17 protein-coding genes are annotated in these 19168 nt (G+C 71.3%); 8 read left to right on the top strand and 9 right to left on the bottom strand.

Annotated elements, in window-relative coordinates; genetic code table 11:
• Nucleotides 1-864, top strand: a complete 864-nt coding sequence (locus ACPEEZ_RS06565; protein WP_423923955.1) for an aldo/keto reductase — start codon at nucleotides 1-3, stop codon at nucleotides 862-864.
• A 60-nt stretch (nucleotides 865-924) separates the two neighbouring features.
• Here the strand turns inward: ACPEEZ_RS06565 and ACPEEZ_RS06560 are convergent, their stop codons facing one another.
• The 4 genes from ACPEEZ_RS06560 to ACPEEZ_RS06545 form a co-directional block, all read right to left on the bottom strand.
• Entirely contained in the window at nucleotides 925-1356 is a 432-nt protein-coding gene (locus tag ACPEEZ_RS06560) for a hypothetical protein (RefSeq protein ID WP_423923954.1), read from the bottom strand.
• A complete protein-coding gene (locus ACPEEZ_RS06555) occupies nucleotides 1356-1859 on the bottom strand; it encodes a hypothetical protein (protein WP_423923953.1) in 504 nt (167 codons plus the stop codon). Before ACPEEZ_RS06555 ends, ACPEEZ_RS06560 begins: the two co-directional genes overlap by 1 nt.
• 109 nt (nucleotides 1860-1968) lie before the next feature.
• Complete coding sequence (gene uxaC / locus ACPEEZ_RS06550; protein WP_423923952.1) at nucleotides 1969-3420, bottom strand: glucuronate isomerase; 1452 nt, start codon at nucleotides 3418-3420, stop codon at nucleotides 1969-1971.
• Nucleotides 3417-4469, bottom strand: coding sequence for a LacI family DNA-binding transcriptional regulator (locus ACPEEZ_RS06545; RefSeq protein WP_423923951.1), 1053 nt, complete (start codon nucleotides 4467-4469; stop codon nucleotides 3417-3419). The genes uxaC and ACPEEZ_RS06545 overlap by 4 nt, the downstream gene beginning before the upstream one ends.
• A gap of 135 nt (nucleotides 4470-4604) precedes the next feature.
• Between ACPEEZ_RS06545 and ACPEEZ_RS06540 the strand changes: the two genes are divergently transcribed.
• From ACPEEZ_RS06540 to manD, 7 genes are read left to right on the top strand one after another with little or no spacing between them, the layout of a single operon-like run.
• On the top strand, nucleotides 4605-5951 hold the full coding sequence (locus ACPEEZ_RS06540; RefSeq protein WP_423923950.1) for an ABC transporter substrate-binding protein: 1347 nt from the start codon (nucleotides 4605-4607) through the stop codon (nucleotides 5949-5951).
• A 10-nt stretch (nucleotides 5952-5961) separates the two neighbouring features.
• Nucleotides 5962-6975 (top strand): carbohydrate ABC transporter permease, encoded by a 1014-nt coding sequence (locus tag ACPEEZ_RS06535; RefSeq protein ID WP_423923949.1) that lies wholly within the window; start codon nucleotides 5962-5964, stop codon nucleotides 6973-6975.
• Between the two features lie 41 nt (nucleotides 6976-7016).
• Nucleotides 7017-7904, top strand: coding sequence for a carbohydrate ABC transporter permease (locus ACPEEZ_RS06530; RefSeq protein ID WP_423924197.1), 888 nt, complete (start codon nucleotides 7017-7019; stop codon nucleotides 7902-7904).
• A complete protein-coding gene (locus ACPEEZ_RS06525; RefSeq protein WP_423923948.1) occupies nucleotides 7901-8752 on the top strand; it encodes a sugar phosphate isomerase/epimerase family protein in 852 nt (283 codons plus the stop codon). The genes ACPEEZ_RS06530 and ACPEEZ_RS06525 overlap by 4 nt, the downstream gene beginning before the upstream one ends.
• Nucleotides 8749-9954, top strand: coding sequence for a Gfo/Idh/MocA family protein (locus ACPEEZ_RS06520; RefSeq protein ID WP_423923947.1), 1206 nt, complete (start codon nucleotides 8749-8751; stop codon nucleotides 9952-9954). Before ACPEEZ_RS06525 ends, ACPEEZ_RS06520 begins: the two co-directional genes overlap by 4 nt.
• Nucleotides 9951-11327 (top strand): mannitol dehydrogenase family protein, encoded by a 1377-nt coding sequence (locus ACPEEZ_RS06515; protein ID WP_423923946.1) that lies wholly within the window; start codon nucleotides 9951-9953, stop codon nucleotides 11325-11327. The genes ACPEEZ_RS06520 and ACPEEZ_RS06515 overlap by 4 nt, the downstream gene beginning before the upstream one ends.
• On the top strand, nucleotides 11324-12562 hold the full coding sequence (gene manD, locus ACPEEZ_RS06510; RefSeq protein ID WP_423923945.1) for a D-mannonate dehydratase ManD: 1239 nt from the start codon (nucleotides 11324-11326) through the stop codon (nucleotides 12560-12562). Before ACPEEZ_RS06515 ends, manD begins: the two co-directional genes overlap by 4 nt.
• 39 nt (nucleotides 12563-12601) lie before the next feature.
• Here manD and ACPEEZ_RS06505 read toward each other — a convergent pair whose 3' ends face one another.
• From ACPEEZ_RS06505 to ACPEEZ_RS06485, 5 genes are all read right to left on the bottom strand, one after another.
• Nucleotides 12602-13087, bottom strand: coding sequence for a VOC family protein (locus tag ACPEEZ_RS06505; protein WP_423923944.1), 486 nt, complete (start codon nucleotides 13085-13087; stop codon nucleotides 12602-12604).
• A 68-nt stretch (nucleotides 13088-13155) separates the two neighbouring features.
• On the bottom strand, nucleotides 13156-14628 hold the full coding sequence (locus ACPEEZ_RS06500) for an NCS2 family permease (RefSeq protein ID WP_423923943.1): 1473 nt from the start codon (nucleotides 14626-14628) through the stop codon (nucleotides 13156-13158).
• Between the two features lie 105 nt (nucleotides 14629-14733).
• Nucleotides 14734-16536, bottom strand: a complete 1803-nt coding sequence (locus ACPEEZ_RS06495) for an acetyl/propionyl/methylcrotonyl-CoA carboxylase subunit alpha (RefSeq protein ID WP_423923942.1) — start codon at nucleotides 16534-16536, stop codon at nucleotides 14734-14736.
• The gene (locus ACPEEZ_RS06490) at nucleotides 16533-18278 is read right to left on the bottom strand and encodes a carboxyltransferase domain-containing protein (protein ID WP_423923941.1); all 1746 of its coding nucleotides are present in this window, start codon (nucleotides 18276-18278) and stop codon (nucleotides 16533-16535) included. The genes ACPEEZ_RS06495 and ACPEEZ_RS06490 overlap by 4 nt, the downstream gene beginning before the upstream one ends.
• On the bottom strand, nucleotides 18275-19066 hold the full coding sequence (locus ACPEEZ_RS06485; RefSeq protein ID WP_423923940.1) for a LamB/YcsF family protein: 792 nt from the start codon (nucleotides 19064-19066) through the stop codon (nucleotides 18275-18277). The genes ACPEEZ_RS06490 and ACPEEZ_RS06485 overlap by 4 nt, the downstream gene beginning before the upstream one ends.
• Nucleotides 19067-19168 lie beyond the last annotated feature (102 nt).

Here is a 19168-nt window from a genome sequence, read left to right as displayed (position 1 = left end):
ATGAAGACACGCACCATCGGAGACGTCACCGTCAGCGCCATCGGACTCGGGGGCATGCCGCTCTCGATCGAGGGTCGCCCCGACGAGAAGCAGGCGATCGCCACCATCCATGCGGCGCTCGAGCAGGGCATCACCCTGATCGACACGGCCGACGCCTACCACCTGGCCGGTCACGACGAGGTGGGCCACAACGAGTCGCTGATCGCGAAGGCTCTCGAGAGCTTCCACGGCGACACGTCGGACGTGCTCGTCGCGACGAAGGGCGGCCACCTCCGCCCCGAGAAGGGCGCCTGGGCTCAGAACGGTGACCCCGCGTACCTGAAGGAGGCCGCCAAGGCCTCGCTCAAGCGCCTGGGCGGCGACGCGATCGGCCTGTACCAGTTCCACCGGCCGGACCCGGCCGTGCCCTACGCCGACTCCATCGGAGCCCTCGTCGAGCTGCTCGACGAAGGGGTCATCCGGATGGCCGGCATCTCGAACGCGACGGTGGACCAGATCCGGCAGGCCAACGAGATCCTCGACGGCCGACTCGTCTCGGTGCAGAACCAGTACTCCCCCGCGTTCCGGTCGAGTGAGGCCGAGCTCGCCCTGTGCGACGAGATGGGCATCGCCTTCTTGCCGTGGAGCCCTCTGGGCGGTATCACCGATGCGGGCGAGCTCGGAGCGAAGCACTCGGTCTTCGCGGAGATCGCGAACGCACGACGCATCTCGCCCCAGGTGCTGACCCTGGCGTGGGAGCTGGCGAAGAGCGAGCTCGTCATCCCCATCCCCGGGTCGCGACGACCGCAGACGATCATGAACTCGGCCACGGCCCCGACGATCAAGCTGGCGGCCGACGAGGTCTCGAGGCTCGACGCCGACTAGACGCGGCGGACGACGAGGAGGCGCGGTGCGGGGTCGACCCGCACCGTGCCTCCTCGTCGTTCAGCGTCGCCCGGCGCCGGAGGTTCCGGGGAGCAACAGGCGGAACCCCGATGGCGAGCGGTGCACCTGACCACGACAGGCGAGCGTCGACCTCGCGAGACGGGTGGAGAGGGCGTCGGCCCACTGTCGCGCGCAGAGATCGTCGAGGTCGGTGTCGTCGAGCGTCTGCCAGATGAGGACGCATGCCGTGGCGCCTTCCTGGGAGGCGACACCGGTGATCATGTCGACCAGATCGGCGGCGTCGCGGTCGCGCGGCAGTCGTGGGACGCCGTGCAGACGCGCCGGCGTTCTGACCTGTCTCCCCTGCTCGTCGAGGAGGACGAGCATCAGGAATTCACGATCGCAGGGCTCGAGGCAGACGGTGTCGCAGTACTCCGTGAGGTCGTCCTCCGACGGAGTGCTCGAGAGGGTCGGGGGTGCGACGTCGAGCATCAGACGTGCCCGCCGGGACGGCGACGGAAGGCGGCGGGGGCCCAGGCCGGTGACAGGGGGCGGACGATCACCTGGAGATAGTCGGGGGTGCGAGCCACCTGCGCGAGAAGGGCCGGGTACCGAGGGAGCCGCTCGGCCATCAGACTCGTCCAGCGTCGGGTGCGCTGCACGACCTCGGGTGTGCGCTCGTCCTGCTGCCAGACCAGGACGACGCGCGATGCACCGACGGCGTCCGCCACGAGTGAGATCTGGCGGCCGAGTTCGTCGACGTCGGCCCGGTCGGGTTCGGCCGGGAGGTCGTCGAAGCGGAGGAGCGGCGGGCACAACCGGCCCTCGTCGTCCACGAAGAGCCAGCAGAGGGCTTCGCCGTCGGCGGGTTCGACGAACGAGTCGGAAACGAACCGACAGAGGTCTTCGTCGGTCGGGTCGTACGGCAGGACGGGCAGGAGGTCGGCGAGATCGGCGGCGGTATCGGCCGCGGCTGCGGTATCGGTGTCGTTCATGACCACCACGGTCCCCGACCGGTCACCCGCCGCGCCCTGGTCGGGCGGGTCGATGTGGAGAACGTTGCGCCGCCCCAGCCTGTGGAGAAGTCATCGCGGCCAGGCGAGGCTAGACGCCCGACCCGGCCCGCGCCTCCTCACGCAGCCGGAACGTCTCGACCGGGATCGTCTCGACGAGGTCGCGCGCGACGCGGTGGGCGTCGTCCTCCGAGATCTGGTGCGTGACGACGAGCGAGGCGAGGTACCCCGCGTCGACCCGACGAGACATGTCGTGCCGGGCGGGGATGGAGCAGAACGCCCGGGTGTCGTCGATGAACCCCGACGTCTTCACGAAGCCCGCCGAGTCGGTCACGGCCTCCCGGTAGCGCCGGATGGCCGCCGGCGTGTCGATGAACCACCACGGTGCCCCGGCGTAGACGGACGGATAGAAGCCCGCCAGCGGGGCGATCTCACGGGAGAAGGCGGTCTCGTCGACCGTGAACAGCACGAGGCGGAACCGCGGATGCGTCCCGAAGGCCTCGAGCAGCGGCCGGAGGGGTTCTGTGAACGAGGAGCGGAGGTCGGGCAGGTCATGGCCGGTGTCGGGGCCGAAGCGGGCCAGGGTCGGCCGGTGGTGCGATCGCAGCACACCGGGGTGCAGTTGCATGACGAGGCCGTCGTCGGCCGCCATGGCCGCCGACTCGAACAGCATCGTGTGCCGATACGCGACCGCGTCCGCCGGGGACACGGGCCGCCCCGCCAGGGCCGCCGCGTGGATGCGCTCGGCATCGGCGCGGTCGAGCGGCTGCGACCCGGGGTCGGGCACACCCGTGTCGGTCGCCGTCGCACCATGCCGGATGAAGTGCTCCCGGCGAGCCCGGAGCGCGTCGAGCAGCCCGGCGTGCGTCGTCGCGTCGACACCGGACACGGCGCCGATCTCGTGCACCGCGTCGACCCAGGCCGAGCCGGACGGATCGAAGAAGCGGTCGGCCCGGAAGGTCGGCAGGACACGGCCGGTGAAGGACGGGTCGTCCCGCAGGGCCGCGTGTGCCGCCAGATCGGCCACGGGGTCGTCGGTCGTCGCCAGCACGCGGATGCGGAAGGCGTCGAACAGCGCCCGGGGCCGGAGGCGCGGCTCGGCGATGGCCGCGGCCAGCTGGTCGTACTGCTTGTCGGCGTTCTCGGCCGAGGGGTGCTCGGTGAGCCCGAAGACGTCGTGCAGCTCGGTCTCGAACCAATAGCGGACGGGCGTCCCGAGGAAGGCGTCCCAGTGCGTCGCCAGCCGGCGCCAGACGTCGCGACCCGAGGCGGCCGGTGCCGAACCGTCCCGCGGTTCGACCCCCAGCTCGTTCAACGGGACACCCACGGCGTGCAGCAGTCGGAGCACGTAGTGATCGGGCGTGATGAGCAGGGCGGCCGGGTCGTCGAACGGCTGGTCGTCCCACAGCACCCGGGCGTCGACATGACCGTGCGGCGAGTAGATCGGCGCATCCGCGACACCGCCGTAGACGTCGCGGGCGATCCGCCTCTCGGCCGGATCGGCGGGCAGGAGTCGGTCGGGATGGGGCTGCAGCAGGGTCATCGTCGATCCTTTCGAACGATCGTGGCGGGAGGCACCGGGCCGGTGGTCGACCGGACCGTGAGATGGGTGGGCAACAGCACCGAGTCGCGCTGCGCGGCGCCGCCCGCGAGGCGCGCCAGCAGCATCGACACCGCGACGCGACCGGCCTGCTCGATGGGCGCCGCCAGGGTCGTCAACGGCGGATTGCAGAAGTCCGCACCGAAGATGTCGTCGCAGCCCACGATGCTGAGATCGTCGGGCACGCTCAGCCCCCGCTCGCGCATCCGCGCCAACATGCCGATCGCGATCAGGTCGTTGAAGACGACACACGCGGTCGCACCCGCATTGATCGCGACATCGGCGGCGGCCGCCCCGGAGGCGGTGGTCGGCGAGAACGGGCCGGCCCGCCTCGGCGTCACCCCGAGCCGTGCCGAGACCCGCTCGATCGTCTTCCAGCGTCGTTCGTTCGACCACGAGCTGAGCGGCCCGGAGATGTAGAGGATGTCCCGGTGGCCGAGCGAGTAGAGGTGCTCGAGCGCCTGCACGACACCGCCCGGGGTGTCGATCAGCACGTTCGGCACTCCCGGCGGGCGGCGGTTGATGCAGACGAGCGGCATGGACTCGGCGTAGCGGGCGAGCTCGGTGTCGGGCAGACGCGACGCCGTCACGACCGCGCCCACCGCGCCTCCTCGCATCTCGTCGAGGGTGGACGCCTCGAGCTCTCCCGACTCCTCCGTGTCGACGAGCAGCTGCGTGTAGCCGGCCGCCTTCAACTGCTGCTGCGTGCCGCGGATGATGTCGAAGTAGAACGGGTTCGTGATGTCGCTGACGAGCACGGCGATCGCGCGGGTCCGGCCGGGGAGCACCGCGCCCGGGGCCCGGTTGGGGGTGTAGCCGAGATCGCGGGCGGCGCGCTCGATCCGCTGCCGCGTGACCTCGTTGACCCGGTCGGGCCGCGTGAGCGCGCGCGAGACGGTCGATGGCGCGACCCCGCTGAGCTGCGCGATGTCGGTGATCGTCGCGGCCTTCCGACGGACGGGTGTCGAAGCGGCGTCGTCTGCAACGGTCATGGGCCGAAGTTAGACCCGTTGGCAAATTAGTGGCAAACAGTTGCTGCAAATTTGCCACGCGTTCTACCGTCGGGGCACCCGACGCCGTCGTGACCACGAGCTCGTGTCGGTCTCACCGTTTCAAGGAGGAAACAGATGAAAGCTCGATCGTTCTTCTCGGGCGTGATCGGCGTCGCCGTCATCGCTCTCGCCGCCACCGGGTGCTCCTCGTCCGGGTCGGGCGGCTCGTCCGGGTCCGCCGACGGAGCCGGCAAGACCATCAACGTCCTCGTGGGCGCCGACACCGTCTACCCGCAGCAGCAGAAGCAGTGGCAGTCGGACATCGCCAAGAAGTTCAAGGAGTCCACCGGGGCCGACCTCAAGTTCGACACGTACGCGTCGGCGAACGAGGAGCTCACCAAGATCCAGACGGCCGTCGTCTCGGGGACGGGACCGGACGTCTACAGCATCGGCACGACCTTCACGCCGACGGCCTACAGCACCGGCGCCTTCGTCAAGATGGACGACTCCACCTGGGACAAGGTGGGTGGCAAGGACCGCTTCGTGCCCGCGACCCTGGGCATCTCCGGCCCCAGCAAGGACGACCAGATCGGCATCCCGTTCGTCAGCAGGCCGTTCGTCATGGCGTACAACACCGACAAGCTGGCCGCCGCCGGGATCGACGAGCCGGCGACGACCTGGGACGAGCTCGCCGAGCAGAGCACGAAGCTCACCGGCGACGGGCAGTACGGCCTCAGCGTCGGTTACGCCGACACCTACGACGCGTGGAAGTACGTCTGGTCGATGTCGATCCAGGCCGGCAACCCCCTCGTGGACGGCTCGAAGGCGAGCATCGACAGCGCCTCGACGAAGGCCGCCTACGAGGCGTACTTCGGCTGGCTCACCACGGAGAAGAGCGTGAACCCCGACGCGGTCGGCTGGAACAACAGCCAGGCGCTCGCCGACTTCGCGGCGGGCAACTCGGCGTACTTCCTGATGACCACGCCGACGTCGAAGCCGAGCCTCGACGCCTCCGCCGTCGCCGGGAAGTACAAGTACGCGCTGATGCCGACCGTGCCGCCGGGCGAGACCTCCCGGCCGTCGAAGGGCAAGGACGCCGCCAGCATCCTGTCCGGGGACAACCTGGTCGTCGCCAACTACTCGAAGAACCAGGACCTCGCGTTCGAGTACGTCAAACTAGTGACATCGCAGTCGGAGCAGGAGAACTTCTACAAGATCTTCGGCCAGCTGCCGACGAACGCCGATGCCGCCTCCGCCCTGGAGAAGGACGACGCCGCCCTCGCCCCGATCGTCGAGGCCGCCGGGAAGTCGGTCGCGACCCCCTTCACCGGCGCGTGGAGCGAGATCCAGCTGGCCCTCAGCGACGTCACCGTCCAGAGCATCCCGTCGCTGAAGAACGGCGACGTGTCGTCGAGCGAACTCGACGAGCGGCTGGCGACGGCGCAACAGGCGGCCGACACCGCCCTGTCGCGGGTCAAGTAGGAGGCCGGTCATGACGACCCCCACCACCACCGAGGCTCGGGCGGCGACTCCGGTCGCCCCCGGGCCCGGCGGTCCGGCCCAGCGGCCGACCGCGCCCACACGGACACCCCGACGACGACGGCTCTCGACGCGCGGCCGACCGCTGTGGATGCTGCTCCCCGGTGGCCTGCTGATGACGATCGTCATCGTCATCCCGCTCCTCCTCGGCATCTACATCGCGCTGCTCGACCTGGACCAGTACACGCTGCGGTCGTGGTTGACCGCGCCCTTCGTCGGCGTCGACAACTTCGTCGAGGCGCTGACCGCGTCGCCGCTCGTGCGCTCGATGGGCATCAGCGTCGGCTTCGCCCTCATCGTCACGCTCGTCACGCTGCCCATCGGCGTCGCGGCGGCCGTCGCGACCCAGAACGCCTTCCGAGGCCGCGGGCTCGTGCGCTCGATCTTCTTGATCCCCTACGTGCTGCCGGCCTTCGTCGTCGCCACCGTCTGGCGCACGATGCTGCAACCGAGCGGCATCGTCAACGGCGCCCTCGCCAACCTCGGCATCGACGGCGGGCTCTGGCTCAACGGACCGAAGAGCTTCTGGGCCTTCGTGTTCGTGGCGATCTGGTCGTCGTGGCCGTTCATCTACCTGCTCGCCCTCTCGGGGCTGCAGAGTGTCGACAGCGAGGTTCACGAGGCCGCCGCCATCGACGGCGCGCTCTGGTGGGCGAAGCTCCGCTACGTGATCTTCCCGTACCTTAGGGGCCCGCTGTCGCTCGCGATCATCATCTCGATCCTGCACAACATCAACAACTTCACCCTGCCGTTCGTCCTGTTCGGCGTCCCGACCCCGGCCGACGTCCAGGTGCTGCCGGTGCTGACCTACATCGCGAGCTTCCAGAGCTTCCGCTTCGGGCTGAGCGCCGCCATGGCCCTCGTCTCGCTCGTCATCATCGCCGTGCCGCTCTTCGTCTACCTCCGGGCCGTCCGCCTCGACTCGGGCGACGAACGCGTCATCACAGAGAAGGAGGCCACCCCGTGACCGCCATCGGCTCCATCGAGAACCGCGCAGCCCAGGGGCTCGTGACGGCACCCCGCAAGGGCGCGAGGAGGCGCGACAGCGAGGTCACACGCCTCCTGCCTCGTCCCCTGCTGGCCGTCCTGCTCACGGTGCTGCTCGTCTTCGTGCTCGTGCCCGTCGTCTACGTGCTCAGTGCGTCGCTGAACAGCGACGCCGCCGTGGCCCGAGGGGACTTCCTGCCGACCGAGTTCACGACGACGAACTACGCCAAGATCTGGACGACCGTCGCCCTCGGCTCGGGACTCGTCAACAGCGTCCTGGTCGCCGGCTCCGTCGCCCTCGTCTGCGCCTTCCTGTCCGTGTCCACCGCCTACGTGCTCGTGCGCTTCGCCTTCCGCGGCAAGCTCACCATCCTCCGCCTGCTGCTCGCCCTGCAGTCGATACCGGGCACCCTGTTGCTGCTGCCCGTGTTCGTCCTGTTCTCGAGCGCCTCCACGTACGTCGGCATCCAGGTGGTCGGCACCCGCTGGGGCCTGTTCATCACGTATCTGACCTTCGCCCTGCCGTTCTCGACCTGGGTGATGGTCACCTACCTCCGCGGTCTGCCCCGCGAGCTGGAGGAGGCGGCTCGCATCGACGGCGCGTCGTCCTGGCGCATCCTCACCCGTATCGTCGTACCGCTCAGCTGGCCCGGCATCGTGGTCTCGGGCATCTTCGCGTTCCTCCTCGGCTGGAACGACGTGCTCTTCGCGTCGATCATGACGACACCGGACAGCCGGACGGCGGCCGTCGCCCTCCAGGTCTTCGGTGCCACGTCCGAGGGCGGGGCGCTGCCGGTCTACGGCCAGATGATGGCCGCGTCCCTCGTCTGCGCGGTGCCGGTCGTCGTGCTCTACCTCGTCTTCCAGCGTTATCTCGTCGGCGGCCTCACCGCGGGGGGCGTCAAGTGACCGCCGCAGAGGGCACGCCGAGCTGGACGCTCTCGGGCTTCGGCGACGAGATCGACGCCGATCCCGATGTCCAGGCGGCCGTGCTGCACGGCCTCGGCGCCTCGCACATCGAGGTGCGCTCGGCGTGGGAGACGAACGTCGTCGACCTCGACGACGAGCAGCTGACGAGGCTGCGGGCGGTGTTCGACCGCCGGGGGACGTCGGTCTCCGCCATCGCGTCGCCGATCGGCAAGGTGCCGGTCGCCCTGCCCGTCGAGCACGAGATCGCCCGCCTGCACCGTGCCGTCGCGGCCGCCCGGGCGCTCGACGCCTCGTTCATCCGCGTGTTCTCGTTCTATCCGGCCGACGGGCAGGCGCCCGATGACGTCCGGGACGACGTGCTGACCCGGATGCGCGCCCTGGCGGACGTCGCGGCGCGGGAGGGCGTCGTGCTGCTGCACGAGAACGAGAAGGAGATCTACGGCGACATCCCTCGCCGCGTGCTCGACATCGTCGAGTCGGTCGGCTCCGACGCCCTCCGGCTGGCCTGGGACAACGCCAACTTCGTCCAGGTCGGTGTCGAGCCGTTCACGGAGGCCTGGCCGATGCTCCATCGTCACGTCGACTACCTGCAGGTGAAGGACGCGATCGCGGGGACGGGCGAGGTCGTCCCGGCCGGCGAGGGGGACGGCGAACTGCTCGAGACCGTGACCGCCCTGCGCGACGCCGGGTATCGCGGTTTCGCCTCGCTCGAACCCCACCTGGCCGACACCAGCAGCCTCGGCGGTTTCAGCGGCCCCGCCGAGTTCGGCCGCGCCGCCCGGGCCTTCGCGGCCCTCACGAACAGGATCGGAGTCAGCACCACATGACCGACACCACCCACCCCACCCCGTCGGCCTCGCCATCGGCATCGAGCGGGGCTCCGCTCCGGGCCGCCATCGTCGGCTGCGGTGTGATCGGACGCCACCACGCGTCCGTCATCACCGATCACCCGGGCATCACGGTGACGGCCCTCGTCGACACCGTCCTCCCGGCCGCCGTCGCGCTGGCCGACGATCTCGAGGGCGGTGGTGCCGACCGCCCCGTGGCGGTCGCCACCCTGGCCGAGGCGTTCGAGGGCGCCGAGGTCGACGTGGTCGTCGTCGCCTCCCCGAGCGGCCTGCACCTCCGGCTCGCCGAGGAGGCCCTCGAGGCAGGGCGCCACCTCGTCATCGAGAAGCCGCTCGACGTCGACATCGCCCGCTCCACTCGGTTCGCCGCCCTGGCCCGCGAGGCCTCCGCGCGCGGTCTCGTCGTCACCGTGATCAGCCAGCACCGCTTCGACCCGGCCAGCCAGGTCGTCGCCGCCGCCGCGCACGACGGCCGGTTCGGGCGCCTGACCTCGGGCGTCGCCAGTGTCGCGTGGTACCGCAGCCAGCCGTACTACGACTCGGGCGACTGGCGCGGCACCTGGGAGCTCGACGGCGGAGGCGCCGTCATGAACCAGGGTGTCCACACGGTGGATCTGCTGGTCTGGATGCTCGGACGACCGATCGAGATCAGCGCCCAGACCGCGTTGTTGGCGCACGAGCGGGTCGAGATCGAGGACGTCGCGGTCGCGACCGTGCGCTTCGAGTCCGGCGCGCTCGGTGTCATCCACGCCACCACGGCCGCCTACCCGGGCCTGAGCGTGCGGCTCCAGGTGATGGGCGCCTCCGGTTCGGGCGTGATCGACGACGACCGCCTCGCCTTCTTCCACGTCGCGACCACGGGTGCGTCCGTCGGCCACTCCGGTGTGCCGACCGACGAGTCGCTGGACCAGTCGGCGGGACTCGTGCCGCCCGAGCACCTCCTCGGCGGCCCCTCCGAGCCCGATCGATTCCGGCGCGCGCACTCGCGCCAGTACGACGACATCGTCGGTGCCGTCCGCGAGGGCCGCTCCCCCGGTGTCACCGTCGACGACGCCCTGCTGTCCCTGGCGACGGTCAAGGCGCTCTACGTCTCGGCCACCCTCGGACGACCGGTGCTCGTCGACGACGTCCTCACCGGCGCGCTCGACGACCAGGACGTCACGGTCGGGGTGCGCCGGTGACCCAGGCACCCCCCGCCGACCCGACGACACCCCGCCTCGACGCCGACGCCCTCTCCGTCGCTGCGGCGGCGACGAGGCACCGTCGCCGCCCGGGCGTCGTCCACCTCGGACTCGGGGCGTTCCACCGTTCGCACCAGGCCTGGTACACCCAGCACGCCGTGACCGGCCCTGGCGAGACCCCGTGGGGCATCGTCGCGTTCACCGGACGCCGTCCCGACGCGGCCGAGACCCTCGCCGAGCAGGACGCCGTCTACACGCTCGTGACACGCGGGTCGGACGGCGACGGCGTCGAGCTCGTCGACGCGATCGTGGCGGCACACGACGGGCACGACCGCGGACGGTGGCTCGCCGCCCTGGCCGCGCCCGAGACGGCCGTCGTGACGCTGACCGTCACCGAGGCGGCGTACCGGGACGGCGACGTCGTGTCCCGTCTCGTCGACGGGCTGCGTGCCCGGCGCGACGCCGCCGCGGGCCCGGTCACGGTGCTCAGCTGCGACAACCTGCCGGGCAACGGCGACGTCGTGCGCCGGGCCGTCCTCGACGCGGTCGCCGCCGAGCCCGCCCTCGCCGCGTGGATCGAGTCGACCGTCGATTTCGCGTCGTCGATGGTCGACCGCATCACGCCGGCGACGACCGACGACGACCGCGCCGAGATCGCGCGGCGCACCGGCTACGACGACCGAGCCGTCGTCGTCGCCGAGCCGTTCGCCGAATGGGTGATCAGCGGGGCGTTCCCGGCCGGTCGGCCGCCCTGGGAGACCGCGGGCGCCCGCTTCGTCGACGACCTCGAGCCCTTCGAGCACCGCAAGCTCTGGCTGCTCAACGCCGGCCACTCGCTGCTCGCCTACCTGGGGCCGCTGCTCGGCCACCGGACGATCGCCGAGGCCATGGCCGACCCGCGCTGCCGGGCACCGCTCGACGCCCTCTGGGACGAGGCGGCAGCGGTGCTGCCGCTGCCCGCGGCCGAGATCGAGGAGGCGCGCGCGGCCCTCCGGGTCCGCTTCGGCAACGCGCGCATCGAGCACACCCTCCGGCAGATCGCCGTCGACGGAGCCAGCAAGCTGCCCGTCCGCGTCGTGGACCCGCTCCGGCGCCGACTCGCGGCCGGGCTCGCCCCGGGCGAGGGCGAGGCCACCGCCCTGGCCGCGTGGTGGCTGCACCTCACGACGGAACCGGACCTCGTCCGCGACGCGCGGGCGGGCGCGCTGCTCGCGCGCTCCGGCGACCGCGGCCCGACGGTGGAAGCCGCACTGGGCGAGATCGCGGCCGATCTCGCTGCCGACCCGCGCCTCCTCGAGGCCGTCCGACGGGCTGCCGATCGCCTCCGAACCTTGACCGAACCCTCACCCCCTACAGGAGAATCGCACGCATGAAGATCGACAAGGCCGAGGTGATCGTCACCAGCCCCGACCGCAACTTCGTCACCCTCAAACTCACCACCGACGACGGGGTCACCGGGCTCGGCGACGCCACGTTGAACGGCCGCGAGCTCGCCGTCGTCGCCTATCTGAGCGAGCACGTCGTGCCGCTGCTGATCGGCCGCGACCCGGCCACCATCGAGGACACGTGGCAGTTCCTGTACCGCAGCGCGTACTGGCGTCGCGGCCCCGTCACCATGGCGGCGATCGCGGCCGTCGACGTCGCGCTGTGGGACATCAAGGCGAAGGTCGCCGGCATGCCGCTCTACCAGCTGCTCGGCGGCGCCTCGCGCACCGGGCTGCTCACGTACGGCCACGCGTCCGGCAAGGACCTGGACGAGCTCTTCGACAGCGTGCGCGACCACCAGGAGCAGGGCTACAAGGCGATCCGCATCCAGACCGGCGTCCCCGGCCTGAAGTCGATCTACGGCATCGCCTCGAACGCGACGTTCGACGCCAACAAGGGCGTGCGCTACGACCACGAGCCCGCGCAGCGCGGCGCACTGCCGAACGAGGAGGACTGGGACACGCGCTCGTACCTGCGCCACGTGCCCACCGTGTTCGAGGCGGTCCGCGCCGAGTTCGGGCCCGAGATCCCCCTGCTGCACGACGGCCACCACCGCATGACGCCGATCCAGGCCGCGAAGCTCGGCAAGAGCCTCGAGCCGTACGACCTGTTCTGGCTCGAGGACGTCACACCGGCCGAGAACCCCGAGGCGCTCCGCCTCGTCCGCCAGCACACGACGACGCCCCTCGCCATCGGCGAGATCTTCAACACGGTGTGGGACTACCAGCAGATCATCCGCGAGCAGCTGATCGACTACGTGCGCAGCGCCGTCACGCACACGGGAGGCATCACGCACCTCCGCAAGGTGCTCGACTACGCCGCCCAGTACCAGATCAAGTCGGGCATGCACGGGCCGACCGACATCTCGCCCGTCGGCATGGCGGCGGCGATGCACCTGGGGCTCGCGATCCACAACTTCGGCATCCAGGAGTACATGAAGCACGGCGAGAAGACCGATGCCGTCTTCGAGCAGTCGTTCACGTTCACCGACGGGCTGCTGCACCCCGGCGACCAGCCCGGCATCGGCGTCGAGCTGAACGTCGACGAAGCGGGCAGGTACCCGTACGAGCAGGCGTACCTGCCCTACAACCGCCTCGCGGACGGCACCGTCCACGACTGGTGACGAGCCGAGGAGGCACGGGTCGGGTCGAGCGGGTCGGCCTCAGGCGCCGTCGTAGGCCGCCTGCAGATCGGCGATGACCAGGCGGGACATGCCCATCATCGTCTGCAGGGCGCGGGCCGACCCCTCGGGGTCGGCCCCGCCAACCGTCCACTGCATGACGGTCGGCACGATCTGCCACCAGAAGCCGAAGCGGTCGCGGACCCAGCCGCAGCGGCCCTCGACACCGCCGTCGGCCGCCAGCGCGAACCACAGGCGGTCGAGCTCGTCCTGCGTCTCGACCGCGACGGACTGCGACACGGACTCGTTCGGGGCGAAGTCGGTCGATCCCCCGTTGAGCGCCTGGAACGGCGAGCCGTCGAGCTCGAAGTCCGCGACGAGGCACTGCCCCGCCATCGCCGGGTCGGGGAAGTCGTCCGGGTACCGGGAGACGTTGGTCACCCGGCTGTTCGGGAAGAGCCCGACGTAGAACCGTGCGGCCTCCTCGGCCCGGTCGTCGAACCAGAACACGGTGGTGATGCGGGGCATGGCGGACCTCCGGCGTCTCGGTGCGACGGCACCGGTGCCGTCGCTCACCGACACGGTACCGCCCGCGGTCAGCTCGCGAGCAGCAGTTCGATCGGACCGCGCACGAAGTAGACCGCGAAGCCGACGGCGACGATCCAGAGCAGGGGGCTGATGCCCTTCGCCTTGCCGGCGAACGACCGGATCAGCACCCAGCTGATGAACCCGACGCCGATGCCGTTCGCGATCGAGTAGGTCAGCGGCATCACGATGATGGTGAGGAAGACGGGCAGCGCGACCGAGAACTCGGTCCAGTTGATGTCCTTGATCTGCGAGACCATCAGCGCGCCGACGATCACGAGCGCCGCGGCGGCCACCTCGAGCGGCACGACCTGGGTCAACGGCGTGAAGAACATCGCGAGCACGAAGAGCACACCCGTGACGACGGAGGCGAAGCCGGTGCGGGCGCCCTCGCCGATGCCCGAGGCGCTCTCGACGAACACCGTGTTCGACGAGCTGCTCGTGGCACCGCCGGCCACGGCGCCGACGCCCTCGACGATGAGCGCCGAGCGCAGCCGCGGGAAGGTGCCCTTCTTGTCGGCGACGTCCGAGGCCTTCGCGAGGCCGGTCATGGTGCCCATCGCGTCGAAGAAGTTGGTGAAGACCAGCGTGAAGACGAGCATGATCGCCGAGAGGACGCCGATCCGGCTGAAGGCGCCGAACGAGAACTGACCGACGAGCGACAGGTCGGGCAGCGAGACGATCTGCGACGGCAGCACCGGGGCGTTGAGGTTCCACTTGTCGGGGTCCTGACCGAGCGACGGGCCGACCTGGAAGATCGCCTCCAGCGCGATCGCGATGATCGTCGTGGCGACGATGCCGATGAAGATGGCGCCCTTGACCTTGCGGGCCATCAGCACGCCGATCACGATCAGGCCGATCACGAACGTCGCCGTGGGCAGCGACATGATCGACCCCGAGTCGCCGAGCTGCACGGGCGGAGACGCGACGCCGCTCGCCCGGACGAAGCCCGAGTCGACGAGACCGATGAACGCGATGAAGAGACCGATGCCGACCGTGATCGCGGTCTTGAGCGCCTGGGGCACGGCGGTGAAGATCATGGCGCGCAACCCGGTTGCGGCCAGGATCACGATGACGAGGCCGTTGACGACGACGAGACCCATCGCCTCGGGCCAGGTGACGTCCTTGACGACGCTCACGGCCAGGAAGGAGTTGATGCCGAGACCCGCCGCCAGGGCGAACGGCAGCCGGGCGACGGCGCCGAACAGGATCGTCATGACACCCGCGGTGAGGGCCGTGACGGCGCCGACCTGGCTGTTCTGCAGCCAGTTGCCGAGGACGTCCTTCGCCGCCTGGTCTCCGCTGAAACCGCCGAGGATGAGCGGGTTCAAGATGACGATGTACGCCATCGTGACGAACGTGACGATGCCGCCCCGCACCTCCCGCGACCAGGTCGAGCCGCGCTTCGAGATCTCGAAGTAGCGGTCGAGGGAACCCGTGAGACCGGAGCGACCGGTCGTGGTGCGAGACGGGGACGATGCCATAGGAGGACTCCGGACGACGGCGCCTCGTCGAGGCGGTGAGTTTGGGGGGAGATTGCCAGGGTACCCGTGTCCCGCCCCTCCGCCGACCGCCTGGCGGACACCTGGCTAGGGCGCGATCGTGCCGAGCACCGTCCCCGCCGGCACGACGGCGTCGACGTCGTGGGCTCGCGAGAGCACCCCGGCCCCGGGTGCGACGACCACGGTCTCCAGTTTCATCGCCTCGATCACGACGACCGGCGCGCCCTCCGCCACCGCGTCGCCGTCCTCCGCCGACCACGACACGATCGTCCCCGACACCGGGGCGACGACGTCGACGGACGCGGGGACCTCGTCCGTGTCGACCGACGACACCGATGGAGGCGCGGTGTGCGCGGTCGCGCCCCTCGCGTCGGTCGTCGCAGCTGCGCCGGTCGTCACGGCCACGCCGGCCGCGGCCTCCAGGATGCCGGCGGGGAGGCCGAGTGCGACGCGCCGGCCATCGATCTCGATGACCGTGTGCTGCAGGGGCGGCGTGACCGGCGCCTCCGGCGGGGTCGTCTCGGCGAGTCCGTCGAGCCATTCGCACTCGGTCTCGACCCAGCGCGTGTGCATCGACGAGACACCCTCGGGCGCGGTGAACGCGGGCTCGTCGAGCAGGCGGCGATGGAACGGCAGCACGGTGCGCGGGCCGTCCAGTTCGAGCTCGGACAGGGCCTGCCTGCTCCGGCGGAGGGCCTCGTCGCGGTCGCGACCCCAGACCACGAGCTTCAGCAGCAGGGGGTCGTAGCGTCGGGGCACGGGCGATCCGACGACGACACCGGAGTCGACGCGGATGCCGGGGCCGCCGGGCAGCTCCAGACGCGTGACCGTCGCGGGGGCGGGGAGGAAGCCGCGACCCGCGTCCTCGGCCGTGAGGCGGAACTCGATCGCATGCCCGACCGCGTCCGGGTGGTCGTGGACCTCGATCGGCAGGCCGTCGGCGACGAGCAGCTGCTGACGGACCAGGTCGACCCCGGTGGTCGCCTCCGTCACGGTGTGCTCGACCTGGAGGCGCGTGTTGACCTCCAGGAACGACACGACGCCCGACTGGCCGATCAGGAACTCGACCGTGCCGACGCCCCGGTACGAGACGGACGAGCAGATCGCCCGCGCCGCCTCGACGATCTGACCGCGCTGCTCGTCACTGAGGAACGGCGCCGGAGCCTCCTCGACGAGCTTCTGGTGTCGACGCTGCGTCGAGCAGTCGCGGGTGCCGACGACCACCACGCCGCCCTCGCCGTCGCCGAGCACCTGCGCCTCGACGTGGCGGGGCCGGTCGAGGTACTGCTCGACGAAGCACTCGCCGCGGCCGAACGAGGCGACGGCCTCGCGGATGGCGGAGTCGTAGAGGTCGGCCACCTCGTCGAGGCGACGGACGACCCGCATCCCCCGGCCACCGCCTCCGTGGGCGGCCTTGATGGCGATCGGCAGACCGTGTCGCCGGGCGAACGCCGAGACCTCGTCGACGGATTCGACCGGGCCGGACGTCCCGACGACGAGCGGGGCGCCGACCGACTCGGCGACGGCGCGCGCCCGGATCTTGTCGCCGAGCACCTCGATGGTCTCGGGTGTCGGGCCGATCCAGACGAGACCGGCGTCGATCACCCGGCGGGCGAACTCGGCCTCTTCCGCCAAGAACCCGTAGCCGGGGTGGACGGCGTCGGCGCCGCTCCTGCGTGCCACGTCGAGCAGGGCGTCGATGTCGAGGTACGGCTCGAGGCCGCCCGGCTCGGCGCCGGGCAGCGACCAGGCCTCCGTGGCCACGCGGACATGCAGCGCGTCGGCGTCGTCGCGAGAGAACACGGCGACGGAGGGTACGCCGTAGTCGGCGCAGCCCCGAGCGATCCGCACCGCGATCTCACCGCGATTCGCGATCAGGATCTTCTTCACCGTTCTTCTCCTCGTTCGTCGGCGTCGTGCCGTTCGGGTCGCGCCTCGGCCGACGGGTGGCGCCCGCCCAGACTCGGCCCGACCACGACACGGAAGCGCACGCGGGCACCGATCGGCACCTGGGCGGCGCGATCGAGGTGCTCGGTCGTGACGCACGCGATCACCGGGTAACCGCCTGTCACGGGGTGGTCGGCCATGAAGAGCACCGGCTGCCCGTCGGGCGGGATCTGCAGCCCGCCCGAGATGGTCGCCTCGCTCGGCAGCTCGCCCTCGAAGCCGAGCGCGCGTTCGAGCGGGGTGTCGCCGTGCAGTCTCAGGCCCGTGCGGTTCGACCGGGGCGTCACCGTCCACTCCTGGGTGGTCAGGGCGGTCAGAGAGAGCTCGTCGAACCAGTCGTCGCGCGGCCCGAGGACGATGTCGAGCAGCGTCACCTCGTCGGGGCCGGAGACGGAGCGCTGCGAGTCGGACGCGTCCAGGGCGACGCTCTGGGCCCAGGCCGTGCCGATCGGCAGCTCGTCGCCGGCGACGAGGGGCGCGTGCCCGAGCCCGGACAGCACGTCGCCCGAGACGCTGTCGAGGACGGCCGGCTCGGTGAAGCCGCCCCGGACGGCGAGGTAGGCGTACACGCCACGAGCCGGCGGCTCGATGCGGAGCACGTCGCCGTCGTCGAGCGCGAAGGCCGCCCCCGGGACGGGTCGACGGGTGGACCCGTCGCGCGCCGTCACCAGGAGGCCGACCGGGGCACCCGCGACCGCGGCGACCAGGGACCCCCTCGTCTCGATCTCGAGACCGCCGTACGCGATCTCGAGCGCGGCGTGCTCGGCGGGGGCGCCGACGAGGCGGTTCGCCTCGCGCAGGGACCGGTGGTCCATGGCGCCGGACGGCGAGACGCCGAGCCCGGCCCGACCCGGGCGGCCCAGGTCTTCGAGCATCGTCTGCGTGCCGGGAGCCCGCACGATCAGCGCCCGCGAGTCGTCGACGTCCTCGACCACGACCGGGAGCGAGCCCGTCTCACCCGCGCGCTCGTGGGCCTCGGCCTCGGCGTCGGCGACTCCCTCGGGATCACGGACGTCGACGAAGCGGACCCGCATGCCCGGTTGCAGCAGCGCGGGCACCCGGTGCGCGAGATCCCACATCGGCAGCGCGGTCCGACCGATCACGTGCCAGCCGCCGGGGCTCACCCGGGGGTACACGCCCGAGAACTCCCCCGCCATGCCGACGGCGCCGGCCGGGATGGCGATCCGCGGCGTGCTCCGTCTCGGGACGGCCAGCTCGGGGTCGCCCCCGGCGAGGTAGGCGAAACCGGGCGCGAACCCGGTGAACGCGACCGTGTACGTCGCCGCCGTGTGGCGGGCGACGACCTCGTCGGGCTCGAGCCCGGTCAGCGAGGCGACCTCGGCCAGGTCGTCGCCGTCGTACGTCACGGGGATCGTCACGAGTCGGCCAGACCGTGCGTCGAACTCGACGCGGTGCAGCCGCCGGACGATGGCGACCACGCTCTCGGCGAGCAGCAGCGACGGTCTGAACCGGACGGCGACCGTGCGGGCCGCCGGGACGACGTCCACGATGCCGGCGACCGGCTCGACGACGAGGGCCGCGAACAGCGCCATCGCCGACTCGAGGTCGGCCGTCTCGACCAGGACGGCCTCGGAGCCGAGCGGCAGGAAGCGCAACGAGCCGAGCGCCGACGACAGCGTCGACGATCCGGCCCCGCCGTCGGTGGCGTCACTGCCCGGGGTCATCGGGCGGCCTTCGGTTGCCGGGCGAAGGCGTGCAGGTCGACGCCCGCCCGTTCGAGTCTGCGGCGGACGGCGACGGCCGTCTCGACGGCCGCGGGGCTGTCACCGTGCACGCACACCGACTGGGCGTCGACGCGGACGTCGGTGCCGTCGACGGCCCGGACGAGACCCGTCTCGACGAGTCGGAGTACCCGGTCGGCGATCTCGTCGGGGTCGTCGAGTACCGCGCCCGATTGGCGCCGCGACACCAGCTCGCCGGACGCCGTGTACGCCCGATCGGCGAAGGCCTCGGCGACGGTGGGCAGCCCGGCCTCGGCGGCGAGGGCGAGGAACCGCGAGCCGGCGAGCCCGACGACCGGGAGCGACGGCTCGTACCTCGTGATCGCCTCGACGACGGCCCGGCCGTGTGCATCCGCCCGGTCACCCCGGCCTGCGATGACGTTGTAGAGCGCGCCGTGCGGTTTGACGTACCGAACGGCCGTGCCGGAGGCCCGGGCGAGACCGTCCAGGGCTCCGAGCTGGTAGATCACGTCGCCGATCAGCTCACCGGGCGACGCATCGACGAAGCGGCGACCGAAGCCCGCGAGATCGCGGTACGAGACGTGCGCGCCGATGACGACGCCCTCGTCGTGGGCCCGGGCGACCGTCGCGAGCAGCATCTCGGGGTCGCCGGCGTGGAAGCCGCAGGCGATGTTGGCACTGGTCACGACGCGCAGCATCGCGGCGTCGTCGCCCAGTTGCCACCGGCCGAAACCCTCGCCGAGGTCGGAGTTGAGGTCGATGGAGGTCATCCGTCGAGACTATTCGCCCGGGGTCACGGCGGCCTGGGCCGCGGGCCGGTCAGGAGGCGCGTGCCGGTCAGGAGGCGCGTGCCGGTCAGGAGGCGCGGGCCG

The sequence above is a fragment of the Frigoribacterium sp. 2-23 genome, from assembly GCF_049601585.1.
GTDB lineage: Bacteria > Actinomycetota > Actinomycetes > Actinomycetales > Microbacteriaceae > Frigoribacterium.
Note: the sequence above shows the minus strand (reverse complement) of the source record. Positions and strands in the feature narration are given on the sequence as shown.